Annotated in this window: 15 protein-coding genes; 11 read left to right on the top strand and 4 right to left on the bottom strand. The window is 42.1% G+C overall.

Annotation, left to right across the window (positions count from 1 at the left end):
• Positions 1–114 precede the first annotated feature (114 nt).
• Positions 115–1,365 (bottom strand): ATP-dependent RNA helicase SrmB, encoded by a 1,251-nt coding sequence (gene srmB, locus F0227_RS13830; RefSeq protein WP_171753809.1) that lies wholly within the window; start codon positions 1,363–1,365, stop codon positions 115–117.
• A gap of 66 nt (positions 1,366–1,431) precedes the next feature.
• On the bottom strand, positions 1,432–2,151 hold the full coding sequence (locus tag F0227_RS13825; RefSeq protein WP_171753808.1) for a methyltransferase: 720 nt from the start codon (positions 2,149–2,151) through the stop codon (positions 1,432–1,434).
• Between the two features lie 293 nt (positions 2,152–2,444).
• On the opposite strand from F0227_RS13825, the gene brnQ reads away from it, so the two are divergent.
• On the top strand, positions 2,445–3,758 hold the full coding sequence (gene brnQ, locus F0227_RS13820; protein WP_171753807.1) for a branched-chain amino acid transport system II carrier protein: 1,314 nt from the start codon (positions 2,445–2,447) through the stop codon (positions 3,756–3,758).
• Between the two features lie 144 nt (positions 3,759–3,902).
• Here brnQ and fldB read toward each other — a convergent pair whose 3' ends face one another.
• On the bottom strand, positions 3,903–4,421 hold the full coding sequence (gene fldB / locus F0227_RS13815) for a flavodoxin FldB (protein ID WP_171753806.1): 519 nt from the start codon (positions 4,419–4,421) through the stop codon (positions 3,903–3,905).
• A gap of 92 nt (positions 4,422–4,513) precedes the next feature.
• On the opposite strand from fldB, the gene xerD reads away from it, so the two are divergent.
• The 3 genes from xerD (at position 4,514) to recJ (ending at position 8,063) form a co-directional block, all read left to right on the top strand.
• Positions 4,514–5,410: a site-specific tyrosine recombinase XerD gene (gene xerD / locus F0227_RS13810; RefSeq protein ID WP_171753805.1), complete on the top strand. Its 897-nt coding sequence runs from the start codon at positions 4,514–4,516 to the stop codon at positions 5,408–5,410.
• A 27-nt stretch (positions 5,411–5,437) separates the two neighbouring features.
• Positions 5,438–6,232 (top strand): thioredoxin fold domain-containing protein, encoded by a 795-nt coding sequence (locus tag F0227_RS13805; protein WP_171753804.1) that lies wholly within the window; start codon positions 5,438–5,440, stop codon positions 6,230–6,232.
• A gap of 97 nt (positions 6,233–6,329) precedes the next feature.
• The gene (gene recJ, locus F0227_RS13800; RefSeq protein ID WP_171753803.1) at positions 6,330–8,063 is read left to right on the top strand and encodes a single-stranded-DNA-specific exonuclease RecJ; all 1,734 of its coding nucleotides are present in this window, start codon (positions 6,330–6,332) and stop codon (positions 8,061–8,063) included.
• 46 nt (positions 8,064–8,109) lie between these two features.
• Here recJ and F0227_RS13795 read toward each other — a convergent pair whose 3' ends face one another.
• Positions 8,110–8,751 carry an START domain-containing protein gene (locus F0227_RS13795; protein WP_171753802.1) on the bottom strand — a complete coding sequence of 214 codons (642 nt, stop codon included), beginning with the start codon at positions 8,749–8,751 and terminating at the stop codon, positions 8,110–8,112.
• 273 nt (positions 8,752–9,024) lie between these two features.
• On the opposite strand from F0227_RS13795, the gene prfB reads away from it, so the two are divergent.
• The 7 genes from prfB (at position 9,025) to F0227_RS13760 (ending at position 15,741) form a co-directional block, all read left to right on the top strand.
• Positions 9,025–10,123 (top strand): peptide chain release factor 2 gene (gene prfB / locus F0227_RS13790; protein ID WP_171753801.1). Its coding sequence is split into 2 segments (ribosomal slippage): positions 9,025–9,099 and positions 9,101–10,123, totalling 1,098 coding nucleotides; the frame shifts between segments, so codons are not numbered across the junction.
• Between the two features lie 24 nt (positions 10,124–10,147).
• Positions 10,148–11,668, top strand: a complete 1,521-nt coding sequence (gene lysS / locus F0227_RS13785; protein ID WP_171753800.1) for a lysine--tRNA ligase — start codon at positions 10,148–10,150, stop codon at positions 11,666–11,668.
• Positions 11,669–11,788: 120 nt separating this feature from the next.
• Positions 11,789–12,148: a YacL family protein gene (locus tag F0227_RS13780; RefSeq protein ID WP_171753799.1), complete on the top strand. Its 360-nt coding sequence runs from the start codon at positions 11,789–11,791 to the stop codon at positions 12,146–12,148.
• A 253-nt stretch (positions 12,149–12,401) separates the two neighbouring features.
• Positions 12,402–12,620: a hypothetical protein gene (locus F0227_RS13775; protein ID WP_171753798.1), complete on the top strand. Its 219-nt coding sequence runs from the start codon at positions 12,402–12,404 to the stop codon at positions 12,618–12,620.
• 337 nt (positions 12,621–12,957) lie between these two features.
• A complete protein-coding gene (gene glnK, locus F0227_RS13770; protein ID WP_171753797.1) occupies positions 12,958–13,296 on the top strand; it encodes a P-II family nitrogen regulator in 339 nt (112 codons plus the stop codon).
• Positions 13,297–13,314: 18 nt separating this feature from the next.
• Positions 13,315–14,544 (top strand): ammonium transporter, encoded by a 1,230-nt coding sequence (locus F0227_RS13765; protein ID WP_171753796.1) that lies wholly within the window; start codon positions 13,315–13,317, stop codon positions 14,542–14,544.
• 183 nt (positions 14,545–14,727) lie between these two features.
• Complete coding sequence (locus F0227_RS13760; RefSeq protein ID WP_171753795.1) at positions 14,728–15,741, top strand: Fe(3+) ABC transporter substrate-binding protein; 1,014 nt, start codon at positions 14,728–14,730, stop codon at positions 15,739–15,741.
• The last annotated feature ends 14 nt before the right edge of the window (positions 15,742–15,755 follow it).

Raw genomic sequence — 15,755 nt, 5'->3', positions numbered from 1 at the left:
ACTCATATTCTTATCGCTGAGCTGCTATCGATGCTGAATTGCATAAGTAGCAGTTCGTTTGATTTAGATACAAAAAAACCGCTTATTAAGCGGTTTTTTTAGGTTAGTTCAGAGCTACTTTTTCTTGCTGCTTTTCTTCTTCACCGACGTTTTCTTAGTAGATGATTTCTTTTTCGCGCTCTCTTTGGTTTTTTTCTTTTTCTTTGTCACACTCGGTTTTTTGTGTGTTGGTCGCATGCCTTTGACAAAGCGTTCTTTGATCTCTTCTTTGGTGTATCGAGCGACTCTTTCTAGCATGGCTTGATCATGAGCTTCTACTAGAGCAACCGCATTACCTTTTTTCCCAGCGCGAGCCGTTCGGCCAATACGGTGCAGATAAACGTCGGCAGTGCGAGGCATATCATAGTTGATGACGTGACTCACGTCAGGAAGGTCTATCCCTCTTGCTGCTACATCCGTTGCTAGCAATACGTTGACTTCACCATCTCTAAAACGACGAATAGCATTATTACGACGATCTTGAGGCATCTCTCCCTGAATCCAGCTACAAGGAATTTGTGCACTTTCTAATTGATCGCGAAGTTCTCCTAAACGTTCACGTGTTTTAATAAACACGATGGAGCGTTCTGCTTCTTCGGTCAATATATGTTTTAACAGCTCAACTTTATGAGTCAGCGTATCTGCTCTGTGGTACCACTGAGTGATTTTTTTTCGTTCGCGGCGAGAAGGTTCTGCGGTGATTTCGGCAGGTTCGTTAAGTAGGTCTGCGGTAAAGCCTTCAACCCCTCTCCCTTCCAATGTGGCAGAGTAGAGCATGGTCTGCTTACGCCAGCGACACTCACCCGATAAACGATCGACGACAGGACCAAAGCCCATATCTAACATACGATCGGCTTCATCCAGCACCAACCATTCAATGGCTCGACAATCAAAGCGCTCGGCTTCAATATATTCCATTAGACGCCCAGGTGTTGCCACCACAATATCTTGAGTTGTCGCTAAAATATCCGCATGGTCTTGATACATAACACCACCAGTGATGGTGAAGATCTTCAAGTTGGTGTGTTTCGCAAGCTCTCTAGCTTGGTCAGCCACTTGCATAGCGAGTTCACGCGTTGGGGTTAATACTAATACACGAGCAGGGCCAGCTTTTCTACGTGGAAAGTCTTGTAAATACTGCAAGGCCGGCAAGACAAAAGCGGCGGTTTTACCTGTGCCAGTTGGCGCAGAGGCAAGAATATCTTTACCTTCGAGAGCCTGAGGGATCGCCTCTGCCTGCACTTGAGTAGGGCGTTCATAACCCATCTCTTCTATTGCAGCTAAAAGGTTTGGATCTAGGTCTAGTTCGGAAAATTTTCTGACCACAATAGGATCTCCACAAGCGGGTAATTAACAGTTTGGTCGCGCATTATAGTTGATCAAAAGATAATTCTACATCTTTAAATAGAACTCTTTTGTTAATGCGATAAAGTCACTGCTGTAATCCCCTGAATTTTGAATAATTAACTCGGAATCTATGCGTTGGCACTTCTGTTTACTCAGTTCAAATAAGAGTCGTGTTACTGGCTTATTTGGGCTTGTTTGTACTCGACAAACTCTTTTTATCTGCCAGCCGCTAGATATTGCCATTGCAATCATGTTTTCTGCTTCTTCAGTAGGAAGGATAAAGCTGGCTGTTCCGTTGTTTGAGAGCAGAACCTTGCATCTTATTAATAGTTGCTGATGAGTAAGGGTGTCTGTATGACGGGCTTTTGCTCGTTGCTGAGACTTAGACTGCTCACCTGAATTGAAATAGGGAGGGTTGCAGACAATACAATCAAAGGTTCTTTTGCTGCTCCAAAGAAGAATATCTTGTTGATAAAGTGAGAGCCGGGAGCACCAAATTGAACGAGAGAAATTGTTTTTGGCTGCTTGAAAAGCGTCACTGTCGATCTCAACGGCGGAAATTATTGCTTGCGAAAATCGTTGCGCGCACATGAGCGCGAGTAAGCCAGTGCCTGTTCCAATGTCTAATATGGACTCTCCTTGATTTATATCAACCCATGCCCCCAACAACACGCCATCCGTGCTTACAGGCATTCCGGAGAAGCCTCCAATAATGTCGAACTTCTTGAATTTAAAGTCTTTGGTCTTATTTTTGATGTTACTCATGATCTGCTGTTCTTTTAGAATTGATGAGTGTTAATAACTGTTATAACGACTTCTGTTGAACTAATGCGCTGATATTCTGTAGTGTTAACTGCCCAAGCTTCGTTGATGATCATCTATTAATGCTAGAAATAATAGCGTCATTAACTGCTACTCAGCTTGTTAAATGGTTTTAAATATCGTTTTTTGACTATCTATTGACCAATCAGCTCTATTTCGTCATTATCACGCACCTTAATTTAGTTGAATAATCTGTCAACTGTTCAAAATGTAACACATTATCACAGGATTTATTTATGAGTCAGACGTTAAAAGTAACTGACATAATAGCAGTAGGTTTTATGCTATTCGCATTTTTCTTAGGAGCGGGGAATATTATTTTTCCACCACTCGCGGGTCAGTTAGCAGGAGAGAACTCATTACCTGCTATGTTTGGATTCTTGGTTACAGCAGTTGGCTTGCCTCTTATTACTATTGTTGCCATTGCTGTTGCTGGTGGTACGTGGGAAAAACTGACTCAAGATCTTCCTCAAAAAGCGTCGACTATCATGGCGTTATTGATGTTTATCATCATTGGTCCTGCTTTTGCGGCGCCACGAACTGGGCTGGTTGCGTACGAAATGGCCGTAAAACCATTTATTATTGATGCCGCGCAAATGGACCTTACCATTTTCTCTATTGTCTTTTTTGCTGTCGCGATGTTCTTTGCTTGGTCTCAAGGTAAGCTGATTGATGTTATTGGTAAACTCCTAACACCCGTTCTATTTATCTGTTTGGTTGTTCTTGCCGTCAGTGTATTCCTTGATCCGCAAGGAGATATTATGGCACCTCAAGGTGATTACATTGCCCAACCGTTAGTGAAAGGTTTCCTAGAAGGCTATAACACAATGGATACCTTTGCTTCGCTGATGTTTGGTATGTTGATAGTTGATGCGCTTAAAGGCAAAGGTATTACAGAAAAAACCGCCATTACTAAATATTTGATCATTGCAGGTGTTGTTGCCGCAAGTGGATTAGCATTTATCTATATTTCGCTGTTCTACTTGGGGGCTACAAGTGGTGGTGTATCTGTTAATGCTGACAATGGCGGTGTGATCTTAAGTGAATATGTTCAATCACTGTTTGGTGCTTCTGGTCAGTTTGTCCTATCTAGCATTGTGCTTTTGGCATGTTTAACAACAGCGATTGGCCTAATATCGGCTTGTTCAGACTTCTTTAGTTCTCTATGTAAAGTGCCTTATAAAGCTTGGGTGATTATTGTTGGTCTGGCTTGTACGTTAGTGGCAAATGTAGGGTTATCTCAGTTGATCAGCCTTTCTGTTCCTGTTCTATTCTTGCTATATCCAATCGCGATTGCATTGGTGGCGTTAACCTTCTTCCGTAACTTACTGCCAAACCGTCAATTGGCATACCGTACAGTGATTTTAGTCTCGTTGCTGTTTGCTCTAATTGATGCGATTAAAGTTGCCGGCGTTGATGTTTCTGCATTGAACTTTATCCCATTGTTTGACTATGGCATGGGATGGTTATTGCCGACAGCCATCACTTTGGTAGCGATGTTATTTATTGGTGGCAAGCGTCAGCAGGCATTAACAGAAGAAACCGCGTAATTTTGCTTGGATAAATATCTTAAAGGGAAGGCGATTGCCTTCCCTTTATTGTTTTTAGATAAGTTATTGTTTTCAGATAAGTTATTGTTTTCAGATAAGTTATTGGTTTAGCGAAACGCTGCGTAACAAGAACTTATTGGCTTGTTAAAGTGTTTGTTGATACTCAACTAATATCTGTTCGCACCAAGTGGCAATACGATCATCACTTAACTCGTATTGCGAGTCCTCGTCCAGAGCAAGTCCTACAAAATAGTCTCCTTGTTCTATTAACGCTTTCGAGGCATCAAATTGGTAACCTATATTTGGCCAGTATCCAATAAATTTAGCACCGGTCGGTTGCAACTCATCATGCAGTAGGCCCATCGCATCTAAGAACCACTCGCCATAACCTTCTTGGTCACCAAGACCAAATAGCGCAACACATTTATTGTTGAGTGAAACGGTAGAGACCGTTTGCCAAATAGCGTTCCAATCTTCTTGAATTTCACCAAAATCCCATGTCGATATACCAAGAATAATAAAGTCGTAGTCGTTCATTCTACTTAATGACACGTCTTTAACATTATGAATATCAACCAACTCTTCTCCAATGACTGCGCGTATTTTTTCTGCTGCCATCTCTGTATAGCAGGTAGAAGAGCCGTAAAATAGTCCAATTTTCATAGTAAGTGCATTATTCTTTTATTCATTATTGCGCTGATTCTACCTATAAAACAGGTATACTCAAATGCTGAAAGTAACTTTATGGTTGAGCAATGGATAAAGATTTAGCAATTGTAGAACGATTTCTCGACGCCATATGGATGGAAAAAGGGTTATCTGAGAATACCGTTGCATCTTATCGAAATGATTTAAAACGGCTTTTTGAGTGGATGACCAAGCAGCAATATCAGTTGTTATCTGTGTCAACTCATGAGTTACAAGAGTACCAAGCTTGGTTGGTGGATCGGCGGTATAAACAGACCTCTCGTGCTCGAATGTTGTCGGCCATGAAGCGTCTGTTTCAGTATCTATATCGTGAAAACCTGCGCTCAGATGACCCAAGTACCTTACTTATTGCCCCTAAGCTGCCGACACGATTACCTAAAGACTTAACCGAGACTCAGGTGGATGACCTACTTGATGCTCCTGATTGTAATGACCCAATAGAGTTAAGAGATAAAGCTATGTTGGAGCTGCTTTATGCAACAGGCTTACGTGTTACTGAGTTAGTGAGCTTGACCATGGAGAATATCAGTCTTCGTCAAGGTGTTGTGCGAGTAATAGGCAAAGGCAATAAAGAACGTTTGGTTCCAATGGGAGAAAATGCGGTCGATTGGATTGAAACTTTTATTGAACAAGGCAGACCAATACTGTTAGGTGAGCAGAGTTCCGATGTTGTGTTTCCAAGTAAGCGGGCGAGGCAGATGACCAGACAAACTTTCTGGCATCGCATAAAGCATTACGCAGTAATCGCAGCAATTGATACAGAGCTGCTTTCTCCCCATGTTCTTAGGCATGCATTTGCAACACACTTGCTTAATCATGGTGCAGACCTTAGGGTAGTACAGATGTTGTTAGGACATAGTGACTTATCGACAACTCAAATTTATACTCATGTAGCAACAGAGCGACTTAAACAGATTCATGAACAGCATCATCCACGGGCGTGAATTATAATGATAAAAAAGGTGGTACAAATGAGCGTTTTACGCCGATTAACTTTTCTGACAACCCTTCTACTGGTTGCCGCTTGTAATGCGGAAGAAGCCAAAACTGAAACTTCGACAGAAACGCAAGCTGCAACAGTGAGAGACACTCTGTTTGACAAAGAAATGCTCACTGCTCGCTTTGAAAAAATGGGTGTAAAAGTTATAAGCATCACGCCTGCAACCATAGACGGTTTGGTGGAAATTGAAACCAATGGTGGGCTGTTTTTCTCCAATGCAGCGGGTGAACAATTTATCGCTGGTGCTCTGTATTCTCTGGATGGCGATGGTCAATACGTCAACTTAATAGAAGAGCGAAAAGCGCCATTGAATGCAGCAAAAATTGCTCAATTTGAACAGGATATGATTGTATATCCAGCGGACGATGAAAAATATGTCATTACCGTGTTTACTGATACTACTTGTGGTTACTGTGTGAAATTACACAGCCAGATGAGCGGTTATAATGAGTTGGGTATTACAGTTCGTTATTTGGCTTATCCCCGTCAAGGTCCGCAAGGAGAAGTGGCTGAAGAGATGGCGCGTATCTGGTGTGCAAAAGAGCCAGCGGCTGCAATGAATAAAGCCAAGATAGAGCGTAATTTTACGGAACAGGTCGATAACCTTGAACAGTGTAAAACAAAAATTATGGATCAGTATGTTTTAGGCAGAGAGTTAGGTATTTCTGGGACTCCGGCCATTTATCTACCAAATGGTAAGCTTGTTGCGGGTTATATGCCTCCAGCAAAAATGATTACTCGCCTTCGCGCAGAAATGGATAAGTAAACATCCTAAGCTCGGTCTGGCCTCATAGCTAGGCCGAGTTCTTCCTCTTCTAATACTCCCTATTGCTCCTATACGATATGAGAACAACTGACTTGTTATGAATAAAATTACTCAGCGTCCGGCACAAGATCTTTCGCAGCTTTCCGATACTATTCCTCCTCTTTTACGCCGTATTTATCTTGCTCGGGGAATTAGGAACATGAGTCAGTTAGATAAAGGAGCAAAAGGACTACATGCTTATCAGTCGTTACATGGTATTGAGAAGGCGGTAGAACTGCTTTATGCAGCAATAGGCGCTGGACGTCGTATCATTGTTGTGGGAGATTTTGACGCTGATGGCGCAACCAGCTCCGCTTTGTCAGTGTTAGCGTTACGCAGTTTTGGTAGTCAGAATGTTGATTACCTAGTGCCTAACCGTTTTGAAGACGGTTATGGCTTAAGTCCTGAAGTGGTGGATCAAGCGATAGAACTTGGAGCGGAGCTTATCATGACCGTGGATAATGGCGTCTCTTCCATTGAAGGGGTTCGCTATGCAAAATCCAAAGGTATTGATGTTATTGTTACTGATCACCATTTACCGGGGGATGAACTGCCTATTGCTGATGCGATGGTTAACCCCAATTTACAACTCTGTTCATTTCCTTCTAAAGCATTAGCCGGCGTAGGAGTCGCATTCTATTTAATGATGGCTCTCCGAGCGTATATGCGAGAGAAAGAGTGGTTTACTCAACAAAATATTTTACAGCCTAATCTGGCAGAACTGCTTGATTTGGTGGCACTGGGTACTGTGGCGGATGTGGTCTCCCTAGATGAAAATAATCGCATTTTGGTGCATCAAGGCGTGCAACGAATTCGTGCCGGGAAAGCTCGGCCGGGAATTCAAGCTCTGATTGAAGTGGCCAAAAGAGACGCAAGAAGATTAGTGGCGTCCGATTTTGGTTTTGCGTTGGGTCCACGAATTAATGCCGCGGGTCGTTTAGACGATATGTCATTTGGTGTTGAGCTGTTGATGTGTAACAACATACACGCAGCTCGGCGTATGGCCACAGAACTTGATGGACTAAACCAGACTCGACGAGAAATAGAAGAAGGGATGAAGCAAGAAGCTATTGCCATCTGCGAACGACTCCAGTTAAACGAAGCGTCACAACTCCCTTATGGATTAGTTCTATTTCAGCGAGATTGGCATCAAGGGGTGATTGGTATCGTTGCGTCGCGAATTAAGGACAAATTTCATCGTCCGGTGATTGCGTTTGCTGATGGTGGGGATGGCTTCATCAAAGGCTCTTGTCGCTCTATACCCGGTTTACATATGAGAGATGCACTGGATCGAATTGATACTCAACATCCAAATATTATTACCAAGTTTGGTGGTCACGCCATGGCAGCAGGGTTAACCATCAAAGAAGAGCACTACGATTTATTTTGTCAGCTGTTTGATCAAGTCGTGAGAGATGAACTCGATGAAAGTGCTTTGCAAGGCGTGGTGTTATCTGATGGTGAGTTATTACCTGAAGAGTTCTCCATGCATGTTGCTCAGTTGATACGAGATGGGGGCCCGTGGGGGCAAAACTTTCCCGAACCGGTGTTTGATGGTGAATTCAAAATATTGCATCAAAAACTAGTGGGGGAGAAGCATCTAAAAATGATGGTGGAACCATTATTTAAAGGGCACCCAAGTAATATAACCATAGATGCTATCGCTTTTAATGTTGATCTACGTCGCTGGCCTGATCCTGCCACTAAAACGGTCCATATGGCGTATCGACTGGACATTAATGAGTTTCGTGGAAATCAGTCGTTACAGTTAATGGTGGAGTGTTTGCTTTAGCGACACTTCAGAAGCATAGTTTTCAGAAGAACTACTTTCAGAAGTACTACTCTTGTATTTGCGGGTGAGAACGGGTTTGGTAGTTTGGAAGCTGTGCTCTCAACCCTTCAAATGTTTCACGCGCACTCTCAATGGCCAGTTTATTGATCAGCCAATCGGGAAGATCGCCACCGGGATGAGCAAACGCGGTGTATTCAATGACGGTTAAGCCGTTAGTCAGCTTTTGTAATAGCCAAGTCGCCGTGACGGAATGAACACGGACATACCCTTGTTGCGGCGGGAATGTGGATAAGGGGGCATCTTTAATACTCAGGGTAAAAGCGCTATCTTCAATAGAGTATTTAGAGTAGGTCACCATATCACGATTTGTTGCAGGCCAAGGTGCGGCAAACTGAGTATAGACAATATTTTCAGTTGCTGAGATCTGCTTTAAAACTTGGCTACTGCTCACATTCGCTATCCAGTTTGGCACGTTTTTGCTGTCTTCCAATAAGGATAGAAAAGCTCCATAACTGGTGGGTGTGAACATCTGTGCTCGAATCTCCACTAAACCATCACTATGCTCTCGTGAATAGATGGAAATACCATTACGGTTACTGTCAAATTTCCAGTAAGCAAAAGGCTCTGCAAGCAGAGGAGTTGTGACGAGCAACAATGTGATAAACAGGCATTTTTTTAGAGTAAGCATAATTTTTATCAATTTTAAATCATGGTATATTTATTCAAGCATATATCTAATTTATGGTATTGGGTGTTGTTTGCGATACTTATTTTATCAAATGCTTAAACGATAGAGGGTGACGTGTTGATTCGCTATTTGCATGGGATAGCGCTTAACTATGCTTGAGTCGCTGAAAAAATCAGGGTTTTGTCGCGGCTTTCATGAAATATTTTCCTGTATCTTCGTCACATTTTTCAGTAGAATTCTGCGGTTAAAATCTACACTTATTGTTGAGCAAACATGTTTGAAATCAATCCTATTAAAAACCGCTTACAGGACGTATCTGAACGTACAGATATCCTGAGGGGGTACCTTTGACTATGACGCTAAGAAAGAGCGTTTAGAAGAAGTTAATGCAGAGTTAGAGCAGCCAGATGTTTGGAACGAACCTGAACGAGCACAAGCGTTAGGGAAAGAGCGTTCGTCGTTAGAAGCGATTGTAGAGACCATCGATCAGTTAGATCAAGGTGTTGACGACGTAGAAGGTTTGTTGGAGTTGGCTATTGAAGCCGAAGACCAAGAAACGTTTGATGAAATTGACCCTGAACTTGTCGAACTTGAAGGTAAGCTAGAGAAGCTTGAGTTTCGTCGTATGTTCTCGGGTGATCATGATGAGTCTGACTGCTATATCGACTTACAGTCGGGTTCTGGTGGGACAGAAGCACAAGACTGGACATCAATGTTACTTCGTATGTATTTGCGTTGGGCTGAAGCCAAAGGCTTTAAAACGGAAGTCATTGAAGTGTCGGAAGGGGATGTCGCAGGATTGAAATCGGCAACGATTCGAATCGTGGGAGAGTACGCTTATGGTTGGTTACGCACAGAAACAGGTGTGCACCGCTTAGTACGAAAATCGCCATTTGATTCAGGTGGCCGTCGCCATACCTCTTTTGCCTCTGCATTTATCTACCCAGAGATTGATGACAATATTGCTATCGACATAAACCCTAGTGATCTGCGTATTGATGTTTATCGTGCGTCAGGAGCTGGTGGTCAGCACGTAAACACAACAGAATCAGCGGTACGTATTACTCACCTACCTAGCAATACTGTTGTGCAGTGTCAGAATGATCGTTCGCAGCATAAAAACAAAGACCAAGCGATGAAACAGCTAAAAGCAAAACTGTTTGAGCTTGAATTGCAAAAACAAAATGCAGAGAAGCAAGCGAACGAAGATGCTAAGTCTGATATCGGTTGGGGTAGCCAAATTCGCTCCTATGTATTGGATGATTCTCGTATTAAAGATTTACGCACCGGAGTTGAGAACCGTAACACTCAAGCGGTTCTTGATGGTGATCTAGACAAATTTATCGAAGCCAGCCTGAAATCAGGTCTGTAAGCGCGTTAATAAGGTAATAATAAAATGACTGAACAAGTTCACTCAGAAGTAAATGCACAAGAAGAAAACAAACTGATTGCCGAGCGTCGTGCAAAACTAGAGCACATCCGTAAAAACTGTAAAGCGAACGGTCACCCAAATGACTTTCGTCGTGACAGCTTAGCGGGTGATCTGCAGGCTGAGTTTGGTGATAAAAGTAAAGAAGAGCTAGAAGAGTTAAATAAAATTGTTGCTATTGCTGGTCGTGTAATGGCTAAACGTGGTCCATTCCTTGTTATTCAAGAGACCTCTGGCCGCATTCAAGCATATGCAGCAAAACCTGTGCAGAAAGAGCTTAAAGAGCAGTATCAAGGGCTGGATATCGGCGATATCGTTGGTGTTAAAGGTGCATTGCATAAGTCAGGTAAAGGTGACTTGTACGTGAATATGGAAGAGTATGAACTGTTGACTAAAGCTCTTCGTCCACTTCCAGAGAAATTCCACGGTTTAACAGATCAAGAGATGCGTTACCGTCAACGTTACGTTGATCTTATTGTTAATGAAGATTCTCGTACTGCTTTCATCATTCGTTCAAAGTTGGTTACGGCTATCCGTAACTTCATGGTCTCCAAGCAGTTCATGGAAGTTGAAACGCCAATGATGCATGTCATTCCTGGTGGTGCAACAGCACGTCCATTTATTACGCATCACAATGCGCTAGATATCGATATGTATCTCCGTGTTGCGCCAGAGTTGTACTTGAAGCGTTTGACGGTTGGTGGTTTTGACCGCGTATTTGAAATCAACCGTAACTTCCGTAACGAAGGTTTATCTCCACGTCATAACCCAGAATTTACCATGATGGAATTCTATATGGCATACGCTGATTACAATGATCTTATGGATCTGACAGAAGAGATGCTTCGCACTGTAGCGGTAGAAGTTTTAGGCGCTACAGCAATGCCTTATGGCGAAGAGATGGTAGAGTTTGGCGGAACTTATCCACGTATGAGCATGCTGGATGCGATTAAGCAATACAATCCAGATCGCGAAGATATCCAAAGCATGACATACGAAAATGTGCAAGATCGTGACTTTATGGTTGGCATTGCGAAATCACTGCATGTTGCTGTAGAAGACTTTTGGACATGTGGGCAGTTGCTCGAAGAGATCTTCGGTGAAACGGCTGAACCTCAACTGATTCAACCAACATTTATTACAGAGTACCCAGCGGATATCTCACCACTGGCTCGTCGTAATGATACAAACCCGTTTATCACTGACCGTTTTGAGTTCTTTATTGGTGGTCGTGAAGTGGCCAATGGTTTCTCTGAGCTTAATGATGCAGAGGATCAAGATGCACGCTTTAAAGCACAAGTCGAAGCGAAAGACGCAGGTGATGATGAAGCGATGTACTACGATGCTGACTACATTACAGCGCTAGAGCACGGTTTACCACCAACAGCAGGTCAAGGTATCGGTATTGATCGTCTGGCGATGTTGTTTACCAATACTCATACTATTCGTGATGTGATTTTGTTCCCTGCGATGAGACCACAAGCGTAAGAGATTTTTATTAGTATAAGATATGGGGTCAGACTCTATTAAGGTCTGACCCCATTTGTTTTTGCAAACGAGCATTTTTGAAGATGAATGGTTTGATGAACATAACGATTGGAGTTGAGTTTGGAATATCAATTTACTAGAACGTTAACGGGCGAGTACCGAATTAAATGCAGTATGGATCATGAAGTCGTTGCACGTTGGTTAGAACAAGAGGTGTATACAGACAAAGCGAAGATTAATGACATTCTCGCTACCATTGAACAGATAAAAGCGGGCGATGGTCAAGAGTTCTGCTATCGAGGAAAAGAGATCTCATTGTCTATGTTACAGGGTGAAGTAATTATCGAAGAGAACGTATTATCTACTGAGCAAGAACTCGATGATAATGAGTTTGATTTTTACAATAGTGAAAGCTCCGCAGGTTGTGGTTTGGAAGACTTTGAGCAGTTACTTCGATCATGGCTGGTGTTTATTCGCTAACGGTCCCTCTTTGCTTGTCAGCTTGTCTTACTTTTAAGAATGGAGTGATATTGACGCAGGCTCGACATCTATTTGTAATCTATTTACTCTTTCAGTCATCGCATCTCTGTAGAGTCCACCTATTTGGACGTAATGTTGCTTATTGATTCTCTCCTTTTGAAACGCTATCTAACAGATTTGACGCTTTTCAATTTGCTTCCTATGGTTAATTATTGACCAATTTTTTAGCCGAGATGGAAATGAGGATAGCCAGATGAAAAGAAACAGCAAGACCTATCGCTTACAATTAATTAAGGAAACCGTGGAACACCGTGAACGCAGTTTAAGTGACAACCCTATGGTTCGACATATTGAACATTTACTCACTGATAGCCCTTCGGTTCAGAGTGAAGTAAATATGAGGCAGCAGCACTTTGTTGGACATCATTTTGATGAGCATATTGACGGGTGGGTAAGTGATAAGTGGAAATAGTGTTTTGTTGTTAATAACCGAAAAGTTACACCAATAAATAGCCCTTTTATAAGGGCTATTTTGATCTTGTTAGAGAATATCGCTAAGTGAGTAATAGAGTATCAACGAACACTAAATACATTCTTTTATATCTATTGATTATATAGCAATCAATAGATTGCTAAAAATACCACTCCCGCCTCATTTCAGTGAAACAAGCGCACTTTTATGGTGCGTTCTATTCTCTAATAGTGTTAAAAAATTCAACTATATAAATAAAAACAATGAGTTAATTAATTGGCACGCCTCTTGATTGTTACCTTACTGTTAACAGGAATTAGCGATCAAAGGGGATGCAATGAAGCTTATTAACGCAATTATTAAACCATTTAAATTAGACGATGTGCGTGAAGCACTTTCCGATGTTGGTATTGAAGGCATGACAGTGTCAGAGGTAAAAGGATTTGGTCGTCAAAAAGGCCATACCGAGTTGTACCGTGGTGCAGAGTATCAAGTGGATTTTTTACCGAAAGTAAAACTTGAGATAGCGACGCAAGCAGAAAATGTTGAGCGCGTTATTGAAGCAGTTAGTGGCGCTGCCCATACCGGAAAAATTGGTGACGGTAAGATTTTTGTTTATGACTTAAGTCAGGTTGTTCGAATTCGTACTGGCGAAATGGATACAGAAGCACTTTAAGGAACTGGAGAATATATAATGGAACTATTAACTACAGTAACGGAACTACGTTACGCACTGGACACTTTTTTCTTTCTTATCTCTGGTGCGTTAGTGATGTGGATGGCGGCGGGATTTGCCATGTTAGAGGCAGGACTTGTACGCTCAAAAAACACCACGGAAATTCTCACAAAGAACTTTGTGCTCTACGCTATTGCTTGCACCATGTTCTTATTGGTCGGTTATAACATTATGTACGTTGATAACGCTGAAGGGGGTGTTATTCCATCCATCGGTGCTTTGATTGGAACACAAGGAGAGGGGGCAGATCACTCTTTAGAGTCTGATTTCTTCTTCCAGGTGGTGTTTGTTGCAACAGCAATGTCTGTGGTCTCTGGGGCTGTAGCAGAACGTATGAAATTGTGGGCGTTCTTACTGTTTTCTGTGGTTTTAACCGGCGTTATTTACCCAGTTGAAGGTTACTGGACTTGGGGCGGCGGTTTCTTATCTGAAGCAGGATTTAGCGACTTTGCTGGCTCTGGTATCGTACATATGGCTGGTGCAGCAGCTGCATTAGCTGGTGTATTACTGCTTGGTGCCCGTAAAGGAAAGTATGGCAAAAATGGTGAAGTTCACCCTATCCCAGGCTCTAACATGCCACTTGCTACTCTCGGCACCTTTATCTTGTGGTTTGGCTGGTTTGGTTTTAACGGTGGATCGCAGTTAATGGTATCTGACTTTGAAAACGCAACAGCAGTAGGACAAATTTTCTTAAATACCAATGCAGCAGCAGCAGCAGGGGCAATCGCATCTCTTTTGGTATGTCGTACAACTTGGGGTAAAGCTGACTTAACCATGATTTTAAATGGTGCTCTTGCCGGATTAGTTGCTATTACCGCTGACCCATTGTCTCCATCTCCGGTGTATTCAGTGATTATTGGTGGTGTGGCTGGTGTTATCGTGGTGTTTAGTATTATCGCTCTGGATAAAGTAAAAATTGATGATCCAGTTGGTGCCATCTCTGTCCATGGTGTGTGTGGTTTCTTTGGTTTGATGGTTGTTCCCGTAAGTAATGCTGATGCTGCGTTCACTTCTCAGCTGTTTGGTGCTGCGGTGATTTTCGCATGGGTATTTTCAGCCAGTGTTGTTGTTTGGGCAGTACTAAAAGCAACGGTAGGTATTCGAGTAACAGAAGAGGAAGAAATTGAAGGGATGGATATGCATGATTGTGGTGTTGGTGCTTATCCTGAATTTGTTTCTCTAAAGTAAGATAGATTAACAATAGAATTTTCTATACAGAAATATTTATAGCTAAATTGATAGCCCGCTTATAGTTAAGCGGGCTTTTTATTGATAGAGATAAAAATAAAGATACTATTGCGTTTTTGTATTTCTTTAATATAATAGCGAACGAGAATTATTATCACTCGCATAAACATTTAAGGATCTATGATGAAGAAAATTCTGGCGCTATCCGCTGTTGCTTTAACGACTGTTGCTCCGCAATCTTTTGCTGCGGAAGAGGTAAATGTTTATTCATATCGTCAACCATTTTTAGTTGAACCTATGTTTAATGAGTTCACCAAAGAGACGGGTATTAAAGTAAACGTAAAATTTGCCAAAAAAGGGCTAACAGAAAAGCTAGTTCAAGAAGGTGAATATAGCCCAGCTGATGTGATACTGACGACTGACATTAGCCGTTTAGTGGATTTAGTGAATAAAGAAGTTGTACAGCCAGTTCAAAGTGATGTGATATCCGCTAATATTCCAGCCCAATATCGTGACAGTGATAATGAGTGGTTTGCACTAACGTTACGCTCTCGTAATGTTTACTCGTCTCGTGATCGAGTTGGCAAACTGGCATCAGAATTTAACTATGCAGATTTAGCAAAGCCTGAATATAAAGGCAAAATTTGCACAAGAAGTGGTAAGCACGCATATAACATTTCACTTGTTGCTTCTATGATTGCTCACAAAGGTGAAGCCGAAACCAAAAGCTGGTTGCAAGGTGTGAAGTCAAATTTAGCTCGTAAACCTCAAGGTAATGATCGCGCCCAAGTTAAGGCCATTAAAGAGGGGTTATGTGATGTCTCTTTAGGTAATAGTTATTACTTAGGAAAAATGGTTAATAATAAAGACCAAAAAGCGTGGGCTGATTCGGTGTACATTAACTTCCCTAACCAAAAGAGCTCTGGCACACACGTCAATGTTAGTGGCATGGCAATGGCGAAATTCTCTCCAAACAAAGCCAATGCTCAAAAACTGATGGAATTTTTAACCGCAGAAAAAGCGCAGCAAATGTATGCTGAAGTTAACTATGAGTACCCAGTGAAAGAAGGCGTTAAACGTTCTGAACTTGTTGCTTCTTGGGGTGACTTTAAAGCGGATGAACTGCCGTTAGAGAAAATTGCACAGAACCACAGTAAAGCAGTTAAGTTACTGGATGAAGTGAAGTTTGACCTGTAACATTTAGGGAGCGC

Origin of the sequence: Vibrio sp. 99-8-1 (assembly GCF_013114595.1) — a bacterium.
GTDB lineage: Bacteria > Pseudomonadota > Gammaproteobacteria > Enterobacterales > Vibrionaceae > Vibrio.
Note: the sequence above shows the minus strand (reverse complement) of the source record. Positions and strands in the feature narration are given on the sequence as shown.

Excerpts from the sequence above, each read along its gene's own strand:
- F0227_RS13825 (WP_171753808.1), bottom strand. The coding sequence starts at position 2,151 with ATGAGTAACATCAAAAATAAGACCAAAGACTTTAAATTCAAGAAGTTC.
- brnQ (WP_171753807.1), top strand. The coding sequence starts at position 2,445 with ATGAGTCAGACGTTAAAAGTAACTGACATAATAGCAGTAGGTTTTATG.
- fldB (WP_171753806.1), bottom strand. The coding sequence starts at position 4,421 with ATGAAAATTGGACTATTTTACGGCTCTTCTACCTGCTATACAGAGATG.
- xerD (WP_171753805.1), top strand. The coding sequence starts at position 4,514 with ATGGATAAAGATTTAGCAATTGTAGAACGATTTCTCGACGCCATATGG.
- F0227_RS13805 (WP_171753804.1), top strand. The coding sequence starts at position 5,438 with ATGAGCGTTTTACGCCGATTAACTTTTCTGACAACCCTTCTACTGGTT.
- recJ (WP_171753803.1), top strand. The coding sequence starts at position 6,330 with ATGAATAAAATTACTCAGCGTCCGGCACAAGATCTTTCGCAGCTTTCC.
- F0227_RS13795 (WP_171753802.1), bottom strand. The coding sequence starts at position 8,751 with ATGCTTACTCTAAAAAAATGCCTGTTTATCACATTGTTGCTCGTCACA.
- lysS (WP_171753800.1), top strand. The coding sequence starts at position 10,148 with ATGACTGAACAAGTTCACTCAGAAGTAAATGCACAAGAAGAAAACAAA.
- F0227_RS13775 (WP_171753798.1), top strand. The coding sequence starts at position 12,402 with ATGAAAAGAAACAGCAAGACCTATCGCTTACAATTAATTAAGGAAACC.
- glnK (WP_171753797.1), top strand. The coding sequence starts at position 12,958 with ATGAAGCTTATTAACGCAATTATTAAACCATTTAAATTAGACGATGTG.
- F0227_RS13765 (WP_171753796.1), top strand. The coding sequence starts at position 13,315 with ATGGAACTATTAACTACAGTAACGGAACTACGTTACGCACTGGACACT.
- F0227_RS13760 (WP_171753795.1), top strand. The coding sequence starts at position 14,728 with ATGAAGAAAATTCTGGCGCTATCCGCTGTTGCTTTAACGACTGTTGCT.